Here is a 17,373-nt window from a genome sequence, read left to right as displayed (position 1 = left end):
ACCGTTTTTCCTGACTCGCTGCGAGGTGCCACCGTGGACTTCGACCGCCGCCGCGTCGCGTTCCGGGTCGTCGTCGCCGTCGCCATCGCCGCCCTGCTGGTCACCGGCGTCGGCTGGGACCGCGTCCTCCGCAACCTCCGAGACGCCAACCTCGCCGTCTACGCGTTCGCGCCGCTGGGCGCCGCGCTCGCCCTCCTCGCGGGCGGCGAGGGGACGCGGGTCGCGCTCGGCTTCCCGGTGTGGAGCGTCCGCGGCGCGCTCGCGCGGCGGGCGTTCTACGGCGCCGCCATCGTCCGGAACTTCCTCCCCGCCGGCAACGTCGGCGGCGGCGGGTTCGTCGCGTACACGGTGAGCCGCCACGGCGACGTCACCGTCAGCGAGGCCATCGCGGGCGTCACCGGCTGGGAGTTCGTGATGATGGTCGCGTCCGCGGTCGTCGGCGGCGTCGGCGTGCTCGCGGTCGCCGCCGTCGGCCAAGACCCGTCGGGGACGGTCGGGCTGTTCGTGGCGTTCGCCGCGGTGCTGGCGGCCATCGCCGCCGCGGGCGTCCTCCTCGACGCCTACCGGGCGGGCGTCGCCACCGCCGTCACTCGAATCGCCGGCGCGCTGGAGCCGGTGCTAGAGCGGGTGGTCCCCGGCTACGACGCGCCCCTCGACGCTGAGCGCGTGCGCCGCGGCCTCGACGAGTTCTTCGCGACGCTGCGCCGGCTCGCCGCCGACCGCTCGCGGTTCGCGACGATGGTCGCGGCCGCCCACGCGGCGTGGCTGTGCTGGATGATTCCGCTGTTCGTCAGCCTGCTGGCGGTCGGCGTGGTGGTGTCGCCGGCGGTCGTGATGGTCGCCGTGACCGTCTCCGGGTTCGCGCGCGCCGTCCCCCTGCCCGCCGGCGTCGGCCCCGTGGACGTCGCGCTCGGCGGCGTGCTCGTCGCGTTCACGCCGCACTCGCTGGGCGAACTGGCGTCCGCGCTCGTGCTCTACCGGTCGAGCATGCTGCTCGTGCAGGTGATGGCGGGCGGGCTCTCCCTGTGGACGCTGGACGTCGCGGCGACCGGCGGGTTCGCCGACTAGATGACGCCGGTCTTCGTCGCGGCCTCGACGGCGGCGTCCTCGCTGATGCCGGAGCCCAGAATCGTGTAGCGGTCCCGAATCTCGTGGGCGGACGTCAGCGCCTCCAGCACTTCCTCGTCGGTGACGCCGAGGCCGTCCGCGGTCGTCGGCGCATCGAGAGACGCCAGCGCGTCCCGCACCGACCGCCACTGGCCCTGCTCGCCGGAGTGGAGGTACTCCGCGAGAATCGACCCGACGCCGACCTGGTGGCCGTGCAGGGCCTTCCCCGGCGCGATGCGGTCCAGTTGGTGGCTGAACAGGTGCTCGCTCCCCGACGCCGGCCGCGACGACCCCGCGATGGACATCGCGACCCCCGAGGAGACCAGCGCCTTCATCACCATCCACGCGGACTCCTCCAGTTCGGGCTTGATGGAGTCGGCGCTGTCCACGAGCATCTCCGCGGTCATCTGACTGAGCGCGCCCGCGTACTCGCTGTACGGGACGTTCTGGAGGCGGTTCGCGAGCCGCCAGTCCTTCACCGCGGTGTAGTTGGAGATGATGTCCGCGCAGCCCGCAGTCGTCAGCTCCCACGGCGCGTCCGCGATGACGCCCGTGTCCGCGACCACCGCGACCGGCGGCGCCGCCGCGACCGAGTGGCGGGTGTCGCCCTCCGGCACCGAACCGCGCCCGGAGACGATGCCGTCGTGGCTCGCCGCCGTCGGCACGCTCACGAACCCGACGTTGAGGTGGTCGCTTGCCATCTTCGCGATGTCGATGGGTTTGCCGCCGCCGACGCCGACGAGGTAGCCGACGTCCATCCCGCGGGCGACCTCCAGCACGTCCTCGACGGCCTCGAACGTCGCCTCCTCCACGACGACGAGTTCGGGGTCGTCGCCCGCGGCCTCGAACTGCGCGACGATGCGGTCGGCGGCCACCTCGCGGGGCGTCTCGCTGGTGACGACCAGCGGCCGCCCGGTCAAGTGGGTCTCGACGACGACCTCCCGGGTCTGCGAGAGCACGTCGTGGCCGAGCACGACGCTCCGCGGGAGGCGTATCCACTTCGACTTCTCGAACATGTCCAAGCCTCGCCCGGGGACGAGTAAAAGTCTACTCGTCGCCGAGCCGGCCGCGATAGCTCACGTACGTCCGCTCGTAGCGGTCGTCGTACAGCGCGAGCGCGGCGCCGTTTTCGACGTGCGCGGAGACGCCGACGTGCTCGCAGCCCCACTCGGCCGCCCACGCCTCGAAGCGGTCGAGCAGGCGGTCGGCGAGCCCGTCGCGGCGGAGCGCGGGCTTCACGTAGAGGCCGTCGACGTTCGCGTACGGCCCGCGAGCGTAGATGGTCGGGCTGTCGTGGCGGCCGCCGGAGACGTAGCCCGCGAGACTGTCGTCGGCTTCGGCGACGAACAGCACGCGGTCGTCGTCGCCGAGCCAGCGGTCGATGCCGGCGTCGGCGACCCCCTCCTCGTCGAGTTCGCTGTACTCGGGCGCGACCGCGGCCGTCTCGCGGAACCCCGGCACGAGCAGTTCGTCTTTGACGGTCTGTGCGTCGTCGGCTGTGGCTTCTCGTATTCGCATAGGTGTGTCCGTGGCGGCGGTCAGAACGCGGTCCGAGCTGCGACGACCCCCACAAACGGGGAGCCGTCACGTGACGAGAAGCCGGGTCATCGCTCTACGCCGTCGTTCGCCGCGCCGCGAAATAAGTGCTCGGTGGGTGTGGGTGTGAGTGGCGCGCTACAGCGTGTCCAGCACGTCGAGGAGGCGCTGCTCGTCCTCGCGGTCCGGCCCTTCCTCCTCGCCGGTGCGCCCGTTCTCGCGGTGGGCCTCGACGGTGCGCTCCATCGCCTCCGCCACGGGCGTGGACTCGTAGCCGAGTGCTTCGACCTTCGACGTGTCCAGCAGGTGGGGGTAGTCGCGGTACAGCGGGAAGTCCTCGGGGTCGAGACCGGCGACTTCGAGTTCCCGCGGGCTCGTGTACGCGCGCTCGACGTCCGTCCCGAGCGCGTCCGCAATCAGGTCGAGCATCCGGTCGAGCGTGACCGCGTTCCGGTCGCCGACGTTGTACGCCTCGCCGGGCTCGCCCTCCTCGGCGACGAGGCGCATCCCGCGCGCGACGTCCTCGACGTAGACGCGCTGCCAGAGGTTCGTGCCGTCCCCGGGGACGACGACCTCGTCGTACTCCGCGACGCGGTGGACCCAGTACGCCAGCCGCTCGGTGTAGTCGTGGGGGCCGTAGACCACGGGGGGTCGCACGCTCATCGCGTTCACGCCGCGCTCGGCGGCCTCGAAGACGATGCGGTCGCCGGCGGCCTTCCGCGGGCCGTAGGTCTCCGGCGAGTCGTCGGTCGCCTGCTCGGCCGTACAGCTCTCCAGCGTCGTCTCGTCCTCGCGCTTCGGGACGTCCTCGTCGGCGTACGCGGCGCCGCTGGAGACGTAGACGTAGGCGTCCACGCCGCCGAAGACGTCGATGGCGTGCTCGACTTCGCGGGGCTCGTACGCCACGCAGTCGAAGACGACGTCGGGCTCGACCTCGCGTTTCGCCGTCAGCAGGGCCTTCCGGTCCGTGCGGTCGCCCTGCACGTGGTGGACGCGGTCGTCACCCTCGAACGGGTCGTCGTGTTTCCCGCGGTTGAACGTCGTGACGCGGTAGTCGTGGGCGAGCAGTTCCTCCACGAGGTGGCGGCCGATGAACCGCGTGCCGCCGACCACGAGCGCGGAATCCATACGCGGGGATTGGGTGGCCGCGACAAAAGCGGTGGCTATCCGGAAGTCGAACCGAGAGAAGAACCGAACGAGGCGCTCAGTCGGCGCTACCGGCGACCGAGCCGTCGCTCGCGCTGGCGGGGAGCGAGCGGCGCGCGTCCGCCTCCGGCCGCTCGTCGATGGCCTCCTGGTAGGCGTCCGGCATCACGACCGCGAACTCCGAGACGGCCTCCTCCCAGTTGCCGAGCAGTTCGGCCGCGCGGTCGCTGTCGGTGCGCGCGGCGTGGTTCTCCACGAGCCGGCGAATCGCGGACTCGTCACGCTCCGAGAGGTCGCGGGAGACCGCGACCATCCCGGTGTTGCAGCGCTGTTCGAAGTCGCCCTCGGGGTCGTGGACGTACGCGACGCCGCCGGACATCCCCGCGGCGAAGTTCCGGCCGACGTCCCCGAGCACGACGACGATGCCGCCGGTCATGTACTCGCAGCCGTGGTCGCCGACGCCCTCCACGACGGCGTGCGCGCCGGAGTTCCGCACCGCGAAGCGCTCCCCGGCGACGCCGTTGACGTAGCACTCGCCGTCGGTCGCGCCGTACAGCGCGACGTTCCCGACGAGCGTGTTCTGCGCGGGCTCGAAGCCCGCTTCCGGCGGCGTCTCGACGGCGAGCGTGCCGCCCGAGAGCCCCTTCCCGACGTAGTCGTTGGCGGCGCCGGTCAGCGACATCGTGACGCCCGAGGCGAGGAACGCGCCGAACGACTGGCCGGCGTTCCCTTCGAGCGTGACGTCGAGCGTGTCGTCGGCCAGCCCCTCGACGCCGTGCTCGCTGCTGACGGCGTGGGAGACGCGCGCGCCGACGGTGCGGTCGCGGGTCGTAATCTCGCGGGTCAGCGAGACGGACTCCTCGCCCGCGATGGCCGCCTGCGCGTCCGCGATGATGCCCTCGTCGAGTGCCATGTCGGGCTGGTCCTGCTCGACGGTGTGCGTGCGGCCGTCGCCTTCCGGCTCGGCGAGCACGCGCGAGAGGTCGATGTGCTTGCCCTTCGGGTGGTCGCTCTCCGGCTGGGAGAGGTGTTCGACGCGACCGACGGCGTCCTCGACGCTCGTGTAGCCCAGTTCCGCGAGCAGTTCGCGGAGTTCGCGCGCGACGAACGTGAGGTAGTTCGCGACCTTCTCCGGGGTGCCGCGGAAGCGGTCCCGCAGTTCGGGGTCCTGCGTCGCGACGCCGGTCGGGCAGTTGTTCGTGTGGCAGATGCGGGCCATCACGCAGCCCGCCGACACCAGCGACGCGGTGCCGAACGCGAACTCCTCGGCGCCCAGCAGCGCGCCGACCGCGACGTCGCGGCCGGTCTTCAGGCCGCCGTCCACGCGCAGCGTCACCCGCGAGCGCAGGCCCGTCTCCACGAGCATCTGGTTCGCCTCCGCGAGCCCGAGCTCCCACGGGAGGCCCGCGTGCTTGATGCTCGTCTTCGGGGACGCGCCCGTCCCGCCGTCGTGGCCGGAGATGTGGATGCAGTCCGCGCCCGCCTTCGCGCAGCCCGCCGCGACCGTGCCGATGCCCGCCTCGGAGACGAGCTTCACGTGCACGCGGGCGTCCGGGTTGCCCGCGCGGAGGTCGTGGATGAGCTGCTTGAGGTCCTCGATGCTGTAGATGTCGTGCTGGGGCGGCGGGCTGATGAGGCCGACGCCCGGCGTCGAACACCGCACGTCCGCGATCATCTCGTTGACCTTCTTCCCCGGGAGGTGGCCGCCCTCGCCGGGCTTCGAGCCCTGCGCCATCTTGATCTGGAGGTCGTCGGCCGCCGAGAGGTACGTGCTCGTCACGCCGAACCGGCCCGACGCCACCTGCTTGATGGCGCACTCCTTCTCGGTGTCGAAGCGCTCGGGCGGCTCCCCGCCCTCGCCGGTGTTGGCCTTCGCGCCGATGGCGTTGGCGGCCTCCGCGTTCGTCTCGTGGGCCTCCGGGCTGAGGCTCCCGAGGCTCATCGCCGCGGTCGAGAACCGCTCGACGATGTCCGACGCCGGCTCCACGTCCTCGACGGGGACGCTCTCGCGGTCCTCGGTGTCGACGTTCAGGAGGCCGCGAAGCGTCTGGAGCTGTTCGGCCTGGTCGTTGACGTGTTCGGCGTAGTCCTCGAACGCCTCGTAGTCGCCGTTGTCCACGCCCTCCTGGAGGCTGTGGACCGTCTGGGGGTTCCACTGGTGGAACCGCCCGGACGTGCGGTTCTCGAACTCGCCGACGCGCTCGACGTCGGGCTCGTCGTCGAAGCCCGCGGCGTGGCGCGCGCGGACGTCGGCTTCGAGCTCGTCGAGGCCGACGCCCTCGGTGCGGTTCGGCGTCCCGGAGAAGAACCGGTCGACGACCGACGAGTCGAGGCCGACGACCTCGAAGATTTGGGCGCCCTGGTAGGACTCAACCGTCGAGATGCCCATCTTCGCCATCACCTTCAGCAGGCCGTCTTCGAGCGCCTGCAGGTACGACGACACCGCTTCCTCGGGCTCGGGGCCGTCCGGCCCGGCGACGATGTCGCGGGCGGACTCGATGGCGAGGTAGGGGTTGACCGCGCCCGCGCCGTAGCCGACGGTCGCCGCGAGCTGGTGGACGGTGCGCACGTCGCCGGCTTCGACGACGAGGCCGGTCCGCGCCCGCAGCCCCTCGCGGGTGAGGTGGTGGTGGACCGCGCCGGTCGCCAGCAGGCTCGGCACCGGCACCGCGTCCTCGCCGGCCTCGCGCTGGGAGAGCACGAGCAGTTCGACGCCGTCCTCGACGGCCTCGGCGGCCTCGCGCTGGAGGCGCTCGACGGCGTCCGCCAGCGACTCCTCGAAGCCGAACGAGAGGTCAAGCGTCGCCGTCGGCAGGCCCGCGTTCACGACCGCGTCGAGGTCGCTATCGGCCAGCACCGGGCTGTCGAGGACGACCTGCTCGGCGTGCTCGGGTGACTCCCCGAGGAGGTTGTTCTGACGGCCGAGCCGCGTCTCCATGCTCGTCACGAGGTCCTCGCGGATGTAGTCGATCGGCGGGTTCGTGACCTGCGCGAACAGCTGGCGGAAGTACGACGCCAGCGGGTGATTGAACTCCGAGATGCCCGGCAGCGGCGCGTCGTCGCCCATCGAGCCGACGGGGTCTTTGCCGTCCTGGACCATCGGCGCGACCAGTTCGTCGAGTTCGTCGCGCGTGTACCCGAACATCGCCTGCTCGGAGCGCAGGTCCTCGGTCGGGTCGCTGGGCAGCACGTCCTCGCCGGTCTCCGGGCGGAGCTGGTTCCCTTCGACCCACTCGCCGTACCGGTCGTCGGTGAGGTCCGCGAAGACGTCCTCGTCGTCGACGATGCCCTCGCCGGGCTCCGCGAGGAACAGCTGACCGGGGCGGAGCCGGCCGCGCTCCTCGACCTCGCTGACGTCGCCCTCCAGCGCGCCCTGCTCGGACGCCATCACGAGCGTGCCGTCCGAGCGCTTCTCGTAGCGGCACGGGCGCAGGCCGTTCCGGTCGAGGACGCCGCCGATGCGGTCGCCGTCGGTGCCGATGACCAGCGCGGGGCCGTCCCACGGCTCCACGAGGCTGGCGTGGTAGTCGTAGAACTCGCGGCGCGCGTCGCTCATCTCGTCGTCGCCCTGCCACGCCTCGGGGACGAGCATCCGGAGCGCGTGCGGCAGCGAGCGCCCCGTCTGCATCAGCAGTTCGAGGGCGTTGTCCACGCTGGCGGTGTCGGACTGCTCGGGGTCGTCGATGACGGGGAGCACGGTCTCCAGTTCGTCGTCGGTGAACCCCTCGGCCTCGAGGTCGGCCTCGCGGGCGCGCATCCAGTTGACGTTCCCGCGGATGGTGTTGAACTCGCCGTTGTGGATGATGTTCCGGTAGGGGTGCGCGAGGTGCCACGCGCCCAGCGTGTTCGTGGAGAAGCGGGCGTGCACGAGCGCGAACCCGGTCTCGACGCGCTCGTCGGTGAGGTCGGGGTAGTAGTCCGCGACCTGGTCGCCCTTCAGGAGGCCCTTGTAGACGACGGTGTCCGCGTCGAGCGAGCAGACGTAGAAGCGCTCGTGGTCGACGGCGGCTTCGACGGCCTGTCGGCCGACGTACAGCGCCTTCTCGAAGTTATCTGCGTCCTCCGGACGTACTACGGCCTGCGCGACGTGGGGCTCGGAGTCGAGGGCGGTCTGCCCGAGGTCGCTGTTGTCCGTGGGGACGTCGCGCCACGCGTCCACGGCGAGGCCGTGGTCGGCGAGCGCGGCTTCGACGGTTTCGACCACGTCGGCGCGTTCGTCGGCGTCCTGCGGCAGAAAGAACGAGCCGACCGCGTAGGTGTCGGGGACGCCGCCGAAGACGTCGGCGAAGAACTCGTCGGGCGTCTGGATGAGCGCGCCGGCGCCGTCGCCGGTGTTCTCCTCGGCACCGGTGGTGCCGCGGTGCTGGAGGTTCTCCAGTACGTCGAGCGCGTCAGAGAGAACGCGATGGGACTGGCCACCGTCGAGGTCCACGACGACCCCGACCCCGCAGTTCGACCGCTCGTCGGTCGGGTCTGCGAGGAGGTTGTTCGCACTGTCGGACTGGTGCATGTGACACCCACTGGCACGACCGAGTAAAACCCTACTCCTGAATGACTAAGGGTAATATAGATGCGTATAAGGTAAATTTAGGTGTTCGAGCGCGTCGCCCGAGCCGGCCGCGAGCCGTGTCGTCGGCGCCCGTCGGCGCCGTCTGGGGGTCGTTCCAGTGGCTGTGGTCGTCACTGGCTTCGACCGCATCCCCCATTAAATAATCGACCGTGACAAATAGTCGCCGGCTCAGTACGACTTCGCGAAGAACGCCGTCTCCTCGGCGGGCTCACCGCAGACCGCGCAGTCTTTGCCCTCGTGGTCGGGCGTCGGGAGGTGCTCGTCGTCGAACTCCGAGGCGGCGCGCGCCGCGCTGTCCTCCGCCAGCGGCACCAGCACGATTTCGGCGTGAATCTGGTCTTTGATTTCGCCCTCGCAGGCCTCGTCGCCGCACCACGGCGCCTTCACGTAGCCGCCGTGCTGGCCGATGGTGCCCAGAATCTCCTCGCGGCTTTCGGCCTCCCGCACGTTCTCGTCTAAGCGCTCGGCGGCCGCGTCGTAGAGCTTCTCGTAGACGTCGTCGAAGTGCTCGAAGACGGCAGACGTGACGTCCGCGCGGTCCTCGACCGTGTCCTCGCCGTCGGGCCGGTGGACGACCGTGACCTCCTCGTCCTCGACCTCGTTCGGCCCGATTTCGAAGCGCACGGGGACGCCCTTCAGCTCCCACTCGTTGAACTTGAAGCCGGGGTTGCGCTCGTCGCGGTCGTCGAGGTGGACGCGCACGCCCTGCGCCTCCAGCTCCGCGGCGATTTCCGAGGAGTACTGGAGCACGTCCTCCTTGGTGTCCTCCTGCCAGATGGGCACGATGACGACCTGCTTGGGCGCGACCGTCGGCGGGAGCACCAGCCCCTGGTCGTCGCTGTGGCTCATCACGAGCGCGCCGATGGCGCGCCACGACAGCCCCCACGACGTCGTGTACGCGGTGCGCTCGTCCTCGTTCTCGTCGCTGAACGTGATGTCGAACGCCTCCGCGAACGACTGCCCGAGGTGGTGGCTGGTGCCGCCCTGCACGGACTTCCCGTCGGGCATCAGCGCCTCCACCGTCGTCGTGGTGTCCGCGCCCGGGAACTTGTCGTGGTCGGGCTTCCGGCCGCGCAGCACGGGCATCCCGAGGACGTCCTCGTAGAGCCGCTGGTACTGGTCCAGCCGGAGCGTCGTCTCCGCCCACGCCTCCTCGTCGCTCTCGTGGGCCGTGTGGCCCTCCTGCCAGAGGAACTCCTTCGTGCGGAAGAACGGCTTCGTCTCCGTGGCCTCCCAGCGCACGACGGAGTTCCACTGGTTCAGACGCAGCGGGAGGTCGCGGTGCGAGCGCACCCACTGGGCCATGTACGGCGCGACGATGGACTCCGAGGTCGGGCGCACGGCGAGGCGCTCTTCGAGTTCCTCGTGGCCGCCCTGCGTGACCCACGCGACCTCGGGGTCGAACCCCTCGACGATGTCCTTCTCGCGTTCGAGGTACGACTCGGGGATGAACATCGGGAAGTAGGCGTTGTCCACGCCCGTCTGCTTGAACCACGAGTCGAGGTTGTCCTGAATCGCCTCCCAGAGGGCGTACCCCCGGGGCCGGGTGACGATGAACCCGCCCATCGGCGCGTAGTCGGCCAGCTCCGCCTTCTGGACGACTTCCGCGTACCAGTCGCCGGGACTGTGCTCTTTGGACTCGGTGATGCCGAGCTCCTGTTCGTCGCTCATTACCCCAACTGTGGCCTGACTCGCTCTTAAAACCCGTGAAGGTGTGCGACCGAGCGACGAGCGCAGAGCGCGGTTGCCCATAGCTAATCCGGTAGTCGCGTTCGAGGTGACTGGCCTCGGGACGAGCGGAGGCGCCGAGAGAAGGGTAGTTCGCGCACCGGACGCGTTTAGCAGTAACTAATAGCCACGGGGCCGTACCGGTGTGCGTGCGCGAGTTCGAGTTCACCGTGACGTACGAACCGGGCAGCGACGCCCTCATGGACTGCTTCATCGAGCACGACAGTCTCACGGCGTGGACCTCGGTCTGTTTCACGACCCGCGAGCGGATGTGGCGCATCGACCACGCCACCGGCACAGAGGAAGCGCTGGCCGCCTTCGACGACGTCTTCCTCGACGAGTCGCGGTGCAACGAGTGCCTGGACCTCCCCGACTGCGACACCTACCGCGAGTACCACGTCCTCGACGAGTCCGCGAACTCCCGGACCGTCTACACCTTCCGCGAGGAGGTCCACGGCTGCCACTCGGTCCCCCACTACGTCCACGAGCACGTCGGCGACGGCGTCGTCTTCGAGGCGCGCCGCAGCGGCGACGAGTACCGGTGGCGCGTGCTCCACCCCGAGGAGCAGCCGGTCGGCGAGCTCTACGACGCCATCGAGGCCCAACTGCGAGACGGGCTCTCGCTGTCGCTGTCCCGGCTCTCCAGCGCCGGGAACTGGAACGCGGAGTCGCGGGTCGCCGCCGAGCTGACCCCCGAGCAGCGCGCGGTCCTCGAGGCCGCCGTCGAGGCCGGCTACTACTCGCGGCCCCGGGAGGTGACGGTCAGCGACCTCAGCGACGACCTCGGTATCCCGCGGTCGACGGTCCAGTACCGGCTGCGCAGCGCCGAGGACCTCGTCGTCTCCCAGTTCGTCGACGACGCGCTGTCGTGAGCGGCGGGCTCGCACTCGCCGAGAGAACTAAGTGGTATGAGAACGTCCCCCACGGTATGGGCGATACGAAACGCGGCCGCGAACGGCAGGGTCAGAAGAAGCGCGAACAGCTCCGCGAGCAGGAAGTCGAGCGCACGCTGACAGCCTCCGACGACCCGCCGGACCCGCAGGAAGACGAGATCGAGTTCGGGGAGTAGCCGCGAGCGGCCGTCGAACCTTCTTTGGCGACCGAACCACGTAGCCCCGGCTATCGCCGCGCGGGGTCGAACGGGCTCTCGGCGTCCGTCCACGCCCACCCCGGGAGCCGCGTCTGGACGCCCGCCGCCAGCGCCGCGTCCAAGTCGTCCAGCCCGGCGGCGCTGTCGGCGTCGCCGCTGGTGTGGACGTCCGCGTAGTGGAACGTCGACTCCGCGAGCAGCCGGAGCGGCTGTTCGCCCGCGAGCATCGCGGCGAGTTCGCGGCCGAGCAGCTCGTCCACGACGAACCCCGGGTAGTCGTCGGTCACGTCGAGGTCGCGCAGCAGCGCCACGAGCGCCGCGACGTTCACCGCGCGGTCGCCGTCCGCGAACACGTCCTCGACGGCGCCGCGGTACTGTGCGTCGCTGACGGGAGCGACTTCGGTGTCGAAGGCGTCGCCGAGCGCGTCCCGGACGTCGTTTATCAGCGGGACGACGACGTCGGCCCGTTCGAGCACCCACTCGCGTTCCCGCGCGACCGCGGCTGGTGTCAGTTCCATGCCCACAGTCGTGCGTCAAGGGCTACCAAGTTTGCGAAGGCTTTTATAACCGGAACTGCATATTGCCGAGTAAGCGGGTTCTCCTGTAGCAATCCCCGCGGCCCGGCCGCCTTCGGCCGGAACACCGGTCTCCATACTGGAATGACGACAGCGTGTGTCTACTCACCACGTTCTACGGCCCACTCCTCGCCCCGCCTACGGCGGACTGTGAGTGGTCGTGACGGAGACGCGGACGCAGGAGGCCTCATTCACTGACTATGAGCACTGTAGACCAGCAACTCGAGGAGTTACAGGACCAGATTACGAACGAGATTCCGCCGGACATCTCGGTGACGGACGTGAAGTACGAGGGCCCCGAGCTCGTCGTCTACACCCGGGACCCCAAGCAGTTCGCCCAGGACGGCGACCTCGTTCGGCAGCTCGCGAGCAAGCTCCGCAAGCGCATCACGGTCCGCCCCGACCCCGCGGTGCTCTCCCGCCCGGAGACCGCCCGCGAGAAGATTCTGAACGTCATCCCCGACGACGCCGGCGTCACCGACCTCGACTTCCACGAGGACACCGGCGAGGTCGTCATCGAGGCCGAGAAGCCCGGGATGGTCATCGGCCGCCACGGCTCCACGCTCCGCGAAATCACGGAGGCCGCCGGCTGGACGCCCGAGGTCGTTCGCACGCCGCCAATCGAGTCCTCCACGGTCTCGAACGTCCGGAACTTCCTGAAGTCCGAGCGCGACGAGCGCCGTGACATCCTCGAGAAGGTCGGCCGCCAGATTCACCGTGAGGAGATGAGCGACGACGAGTACGTCCGCATCACCACGCTGGGCTGCTGTCGCGAGGTCGGCCGCGCGAGCTTCATCCTCTCGACGCCGGAGACGCGCATCCTCATCGACTGCGGCGACAAGCCCGGCAGCGAGGACGAAGTCCCCTACCTCCAGGTGCAGGAGGCGCTGGGCGCGGGCGCGAACTCCATCGACGCGGTCGTGCTCACGCACGCCCACCTCGACCACTCCGCGTTCATCCCGCTCCTGTTCAAGTACGGCTACGACGGCCCCATCTACACGACCGAGCCGACCCGCGACCTGATGGGTCTGCTGACGCTGGACTACCTCGACGTCGCCGCCAAGGAGGGCCGCACGCCTCCCTACGACTCCGAGATGGTGCGCGAAGCCATCAAGCACACCATCCCGCTGGAGTACGGCGACGTCACGGACATCGCGCCGGACGTGAAGCTCACGTTCCACAACGCCGGCCACATCCTCGGGAGCGCGGTTTCGCACTTCCACATCGGCGACGGCCTCTACAACGTCGCGTTCTCCGGCGACATCCACTACGAGGACACGCGGCTGTTCAACGGCGCGGTCAACGACTTCCCGCGCGTGGAGACGCTCGTCCTCGAGTCCACGTACGGCGGCCGCAACGACTACCAGACCGACCAGGAGGACTCCGAGGAGAAGCTCAAGCGCGTCATCAACGAGACGTACGACCGCGGCGGGAAGGTGCTGATTCCGGCGTTCGCGGTCGGGCGCTCCCAGGAGATGATGCTCGTCCTCGAGGAGGCGATGCGGGAGGGCGACATCCCCGAGATGCCCATCCACCTCGACGGCATGATCTGGGAGGCGACCGCCATCCACACCACGTACCCCGAGTACCTCCGCGACGACCTCCGGGACCGCATCTTCCACGAGGACGAGAACCCGTTCCTCGCGCCGCAGTTCAACCACATCGACGGCGGCGAGGAGGAGCGCCAGGAGGTCGCCGACGGCGACCAGTGCATCATCCTCTCCACCTCCGGGATGGTCACCGGCGGCCCCATCATGTCCTGGATTCAGCACATCGGCCCGGACCCGGACTCCACGATGACGTTCGTCGGCTACCAGGCCCAGGGGACGCTGGGCCGCCGCATCCAGTCCGGCTGGGACGAGATTCCGATGCCCGACTCCCGCGGCAGCGGCCGCACGGAGCGCCTCCAGCTCGAGATGGACACCGAAACCGTCGATGGCTTCTCCGGCCACGCCGACCGGCAGGGTCTCGAGGACTTCGTGCGCACGATGAACCCGCGCCCGGAGAAGGTGCTGTGCGTGCACGGCGACGAGTCCTCCACGCAGGACCTCTCCAGCGCGCTCTACCACGACTACAACATGCGGACGTTCGCGCCGAAGAACCTCGAGACGTTCCGCTTCGTCTAGGCGCCTCCGGCCGGCTCTGGATTTTTCGCCGCATCGTTACGGAAGCCGACAGCACTATACTCCGCGTTCGGATACTGTAGTGTGTGAGGCACACACGAGCGGTGAGCGCACTTGTCGCGGCGCTGGTGGTGTCGGCGGCGTTCGTCGGCCCCGCCGTCGCCGCGCAGGCCGTCGCGGCCACGCAGGCCGAACAGCCGGTCGAGGGCGACGGCGGCCACCGGTTCGACGTCGGCGGCAGTGAGACCAACATCACGTTCTGGCTCCACCTCGACCTGTTCACGAACCTCGGCGCGGCCGGGGACTTCGGGTTCAGCGCTGTCGGGCACGCGATGGACACGCGAGTCGTCGCGGTGGACGTGCAGTTGCGCTTCGACGGCGTCGGCGACGTCAGCAATTTCCTGTCGAACCCGTTCTCGCGGTTCTCCGTCGTCGGGGAGTGGGAACTGAACCTCCCGTTCCTCTCGGCGGGGCCGTCGGCGGGCGACGACTTCAGCTACGAGGGCAACGAGACGATAAACGGAAGCAACGCGTAGCAGCGGGCCGAACTTTCAAACCCGCGCGGTCGTTACGTCAACGTATGACAAGGGGCGACGAACTCGTCGCAGAACTCCAGCAGCAGGCCGGAGACGCACTGCGGGTCGTCGCCGAGTACGACCGCGAGGGCTACGAGATACGTTACGTCCGCGAGGGCGTGGGCGCCCGGCTGGACAACCGCGCCGAGGCCATCCACCGGAACCTCGTGCTCGAAGGCATCAGCCGCGAGCACCTCGAAGACCTCTTCGACGCGGGCGAGCTGCACTGCTCGATGCACCGCTTCGACGAGGTGACCGCGTTCCACTTCGCCGAGCGGGAGTACGAGGGACTGTTCGTCAGCGTCGACTCCGACGTGGACATCCCGCTGGCGTCGTTCACCGACACCTGCTGGCGGAGCCTCTAATCGGCGGCCTCGGCGGGGTCGACGACTTCCTCCGCGAGTTCGTCCACGCCGACCTTGTCGCAGAGGTCGTACAGCGGGCAGGCTTCTGGGCCGTCGAGACACGCGGGCTCGCGCGCCGAGCAGTACTCGCGGCCGAACTGAATCATCGCCGTGTGCCCGAAGCCGCACTTCTCGCCCGGAACGTCGGCTTCGAGAGCTTCGCGGACGCCCTCGTGGTCGGCGTCCGGGGCCGCGAGTCCGAGCCGCCGCGAGATGCGGTGGACGTGCGTGTCCACGGGGAAGACGCCGTCGCGGCCGCCCGCGAACAGCAGCACGCAGTCGGCGGTCTTCGGGCCGACGCCCTTCATGTCCAGCAGCGCGTCGCGGACCTCGTCGGGGTCGCCAGTTCGCACGAACTCGTCGAAGGCGTCCTCACCGCCGTACTCATCGCAGACGCGGCCGGCGATGCGAATCAGCGTCTCGGACTTCTGGTTGTAGAGGCCCGCCGACGAGATGGTCTCTGCGAGTTCGTCCTGGTGGGCGGCCGCGAGTGCTTCGGCGAGGTCACCGTCACCCCGGGAGCCCGCGCCGTCCCGGTCGTCGTCGGAGGCGGGGCGGTCGGCGGGGTCGCCGGGGTCGTACCTGTCCATCAGCGCGTCGTGCGCCGGCTGGCTGGCCTTGTCGCTGGTGTTCTGACTGAGAATCGTGCGGACGAGGCACTCGAAAGCGTCCCGTCCGCCGTAGGCCTTCTGCCAGTACATGTCGCCGAGGCGGTCGACGACGGCTTCCGCGCGGCTCGTGCCGTCGCCGGGCTCGAACTCCGTGAACCGGCCGGCGGCCGCGTCGCCGCCGGAAATGTTCTCCGCGGGTTCGTCGTCCATACGCGGAGGTGTGTCGGCGAGCGCAAAAAGGACCGCGGCGACCCGGCGGAGAACGACAAGCACTAACCAGTGGCTGGTCAACCGCAGCCCAAGGGTTCTCCTCCAGTATGCCCTCGGCTGTCGGAATCGTAGCGGTTGCGCTCGTCACGTCGCTGTTCATGGCTTTCACGGTCGGCGCGAACAGTAACTCCGCGCCAATCGCCCCCGCGGTTGGGGCCAACGCCCTGTCTACGCTCAAGGGCGCGTTCCTCGTCGGCATCGTCGCCGCTGCTGGTGCCGTCGCGCAGGGCGGCAGCATCTCCGAGACAATCGGTCACGGTCTCGTCACTAGCGTCACAATCACCCCGTTAGCCGCCGCTGCGACGCTATTGACGGCCGCGACGCTCATCACCATCGGCAACTCCTACGGGTATCCGATTCCGTCCGCGTTCACCGTTAGCGGGGCGGCCGTAGGCGCAGGGCTCGCGCTCGGGGGCGGGCTCGCAGTCGGAACGTACGCGCAGATTCTCGGGTTCTGGTTCGCAATTCCGTTCGTCGAAGGGGTGCTCGCGTACGCGCTCGCTCGCGTCCTGCTCGGGGATCGTGCTCCAGACACGGTCGTCATCCCGCTACTCGTCGCGGGCGTCGGCTACGCGCTGGCGAACGTGCAACTCTCGTTCATCCCGACGCCACGCGGCGAGCAGGGGTCGGTCGCGGGCTACGTTTCGCACCAGCTCGGGGGCGTCGCTGGCTTCCTCGGTGCGGACGAGTTCGGCCTCGTCGTGGTCAGCCTCGCCGTCGCGCTCGCCGTGCTCGCGGTGACGTACTGGCAACTCGTCAAGAACGTGACCGCGGGCATCAATCGCATTCTCGTCGCGCTCGCGCTCGTCGTCGTGTTCACGAGCGGCGGGACACAGGTCGGACTCGCCACCGGGCCGTTGGAACCGGTGTTCTCGTCCGCTCTCGGGCTGCCCGGCGCCGTCTTGCTGGCGTTCGGCGGTTTCGGTATCTTGCTCGGCGGTTGGGTTCGGTCGCCGCGGTTGATTCAGGCAGTCGCCCGCGAGTACGCTTCGTTGGGCCCGAAGCGTTCGATTGCCGCGTTCATCCCGGCGTTTCTCGTCGCGCAGACGGCAATCGTCCTCGGGTTCCCCATCTCGTTCAACAAAGTGATGATATCCAGCATCGTCGGCAGCGGGCTGGTCGGCAGGTCGTCGCGTTCGGGCGGCATCTCGGCGAGGAAGACCGGCTACACGGTAGTCGCGTGGGTGCTGTCGATGGTCGGCGGCGCGGCGATTAGTTACGCGCTGTACAACGTACTCGCTGCCGTTCTCGGGGCGGGATAGTTACGCTTGCGTGAGCGTGACGAGGTCAGTGGTCGCCGCACTCGTTTTCATGGCCGCCCACGACTCGAACTCCGTCGTGGCAGCGACGAAGTCGTCACGCTCGTCGGGGGAGAGCCGCTTGACGCCGCCAATCGAGTCTCGCTTGCACGGACACGCGCGACAGAACTCGTCAAGAGAGTGGAACTCCGTGTGGTCTCGGACGAACTGTTGCGAGAAGAACGCGTCGACATCGCCGGGGGTACGCGTCTCCGGTTCGGTGGCGCGCTCGAACGCCGTACGAAGTCGAGCACCGACTGGTTCGTGCGTCTTGACCGCGAGGCCAAGCACCATATCGGGGCTCGCTGTCGAAGTCACATAAATCCGGTGCAGGCGCGAG

Annotated in this window: 15 protein-coding genes; 7 read left to right on the top strand and 8 right to left on the bottom strand. The window is 69.4% G+C overall.

Annotated elements, in window-relative coordinates; genetic code table 11:
- Nucleotides 1-33 precede the first annotated feature (33 nt).
- Nucleotides 34-1,068 carry a lysylphosphatidylglycerol synthase domain-containing protein gene (locus HHUB_RS02705; RefSeq protein ID WP_059055998.1) on the top strand — a complete coding sequence of 345 codons (1,035 nt, stop codon included), beginning with the start codon at nt 34-36 and terminating at the stop codon, nt 1,066-1,068.
- Here the strand turns inward: HHUB_RS02705 and HHUB_RS02700 are convergent.
- The 5 genes from HHUB_RS02700 to proS form a co-directional block, all read right to left on the bottom strand.
- A complete protein-coding gene (locus HHUB_RS02700; RefSeq protein WP_059055997.1) occupies nt 1,065-2,123 on the bottom strand; it encodes an NAD(P)-dependent glycerol-1-phosphate dehydrogenase in 1,059 nt (352 codons plus the stop codon). The genes HHUB_RS02705 and HHUB_RS02700 overlap by 4 nt on opposite strands.
- A gap of 31 nt (nt 2,124-2,154) precedes the next feature.
- The gene (locus HHUB_RS02695) at nt 2,155-2,625 is read right to left on the bottom strand and encodes a GNAT family N-acetyltransferase (RefSeq protein ID WP_059055994.1); all 471 of its coding nucleotides are present in this window, start codon (nt 2,623-2,625) and stop codon (nt 2,155-2,157) included.
- Nucleotides 2,626-2,781: 156 nt separating this feature from the next.
- Complete coding sequence (locus HHUB_RS02690; RefSeq protein ID WP_059055992.1) at nt 2,782-3,771, bottom strand: SDR family oxidoreductase; 990 nt, start codon at nt 3,769-3,771, stop codon at nt 2,782-2,784.
- 76 nt (nt 3,772-3,847) lie between these two features.
- Complete coding sequence (gene gltB, locus HHUB_RS02685) at nt 3,848-8,299, bottom strand: glutamate synthase large subunit (protein WP_059055991.1); 4,452 nt, start codon at nt 8,297-8,299, stop codon at nt 3,848-3,850.
- A gap of 228 nt (nt 8,300-8,527) precedes the next feature.
- Nucleotides 8,528-10,030, bottom strand: a complete 1,503-nt coding sequence (gene proS, locus HHUB_RS02680; protein ID WP_059055989.1) for a proline--tRNA ligase — start codon at nt 10,028-10,030, stop codon at nt 8,528-8,530.
- A 206-nt stretch (nt 10,031-10,236) separates the two neighbouring features.
- Here proS and HHUB_RS02675 point away from each other — a divergent pair, with 206 nt between their 5' ends.
- Both HHUB_RS02675 and HHUB_RS16995 read left to right on the top strand, forming a co-directional pair.
- Nucleotides 10,237-10,959: a helix-turn-helix domain-containing protein gene (locus HHUB_RS02675; RefSeq protein WP_059055987.1), complete on the top strand. Its 723-nt coding sequence runs from the start codon at nt 10,237-10,239 to the stop codon at nt 10,957-10,959.
- A gap of 56 nt (nt 10,960-11,015) precedes the next feature.
- Nucleotides 11,016-11,156: a hypothetical protein gene (locus HHUB_RS16995; RefSeq protein WP_169793384.1), complete on the top strand. Its 141-nt coding sequence runs from the start codon at nt 11,016-11,018 to the stop codon at nt 11,154-11,156.
- A gap of 50 nt (nt 11,157-11,206) precedes the next feature.
- Here HHUB_RS16995 and HHUB_RS02670 read toward each other — a convergent pair whose 3' ends face one another.
- On the bottom strand, nt 11,207-11,695 hold the full coding sequence (locus HHUB_RS02670) for a hypothetical protein (protein ID WP_059055985.1): 489 nt from the start codon (nt 11,693-11,695) through the stop codon (nt 11,207-11,209).
- 257 nt (nt 11,696-11,952) lie between these two features.
- Here HHUB_RS02670 and HHUB_RS02665 point away from each other — a divergent pair, with 257 nt between their 5' ends.
- From HHUB_RS02665 to HHUB_RS02655, 3 genes are all read left to right on the top strand, one after another.
- Nucleotides 11,953-13,878 carry a beta-CASP ribonuclease aCPSF1 gene (locus HHUB_RS02665; protein WP_059055983.1) on the top strand — a complete coding sequence of 642 codons (1,926 nt, stop codon included), beginning with the start codon at nt 11,953-11,955 and terminating at the stop codon, nt 13,876-13,878.
- An 83-nt stretch (nt 13,879-13,961) separates the two neighbouring features.
- Complete coding sequence (locus HHUB_RS02660; protein WP_082687152.1) at nt 13,962-14,411, top strand: DUF7332 family protein; 450 nt, start codon at nt 13,962-13,964, stop codon at nt 14,409-14,411.
- A 44-nt stretch (nt 14,412-14,455) separates the two neighbouring features.
- Nucleotides 14,456-14,815: a hypothetical protein gene (locus HHUB_RS02655; RefSeq protein ID WP_059055981.1), complete on the top strand. Its 360-nt coding sequence runs from the start codon at nt 14,456-14,458 to the stop codon at nt 14,813-14,815.
- On the opposite strand, the gene HHUB_RS02650 is transcribed toward HHUB_RS02655, so the two are convergent.
- Nucleotides 14,812-15,675, bottom strand: a complete 864-nt coding sequence (locus HHUB_RS02650; RefSeq protein WP_059055979.1) for an endonuclease III domain-containing protein — start codon at nt 15,673-15,675, stop codon at nt 14,812-14,814. The genes HHUB_RS02655 and HHUB_RS02650 overlap by 4 nt on opposite strands.
- Before the next feature lie 107 nt (nt 15,676-15,782).
- Here HHUB_RS02650 and HHUB_RS02645 point away from each other — a divergent pair, with 107 nt between their 5' ends.
- Nucleotides 15,783-16,997, top strand: a complete 1,215-nt coding sequence (locus HHUB_RS02645; RefSeq protein WP_059055977.1) for an inorganic phosphate transporter — start codon at nt 15,783-15,785, stop codon at nt 16,995-16,997.
- On the opposite strand, the gene HHUB_RS02640 is transcribed toward HHUB_RS02645, so the two are convergent.
- A complete protein-coding gene (locus HHUB_RS02640) occupies nt 16,998-17,327 on the bottom strand; it encodes a hypothetical protein (RefSeq protein WP_059055975.1) in 330 nt (109 codons plus the stop codon). It abuts the gene before it with no gap.
- Nucleotides 17,328-17,373: the final 46 nt, after the last annotated feature.

The organism is Halobacterium hubeiense (genome assembly GCF_001488575.1).
GTDB lineage: Archaea > Halobacteriota > Halobacteria > Halobacteriales > Halobacteriaceae > Halobacterium > Halobacterium hubeiense.
Note: the sequence above shows the minus strand (reverse complement) of the source record. Positions and strands in the feature narration are given on the sequence as shown.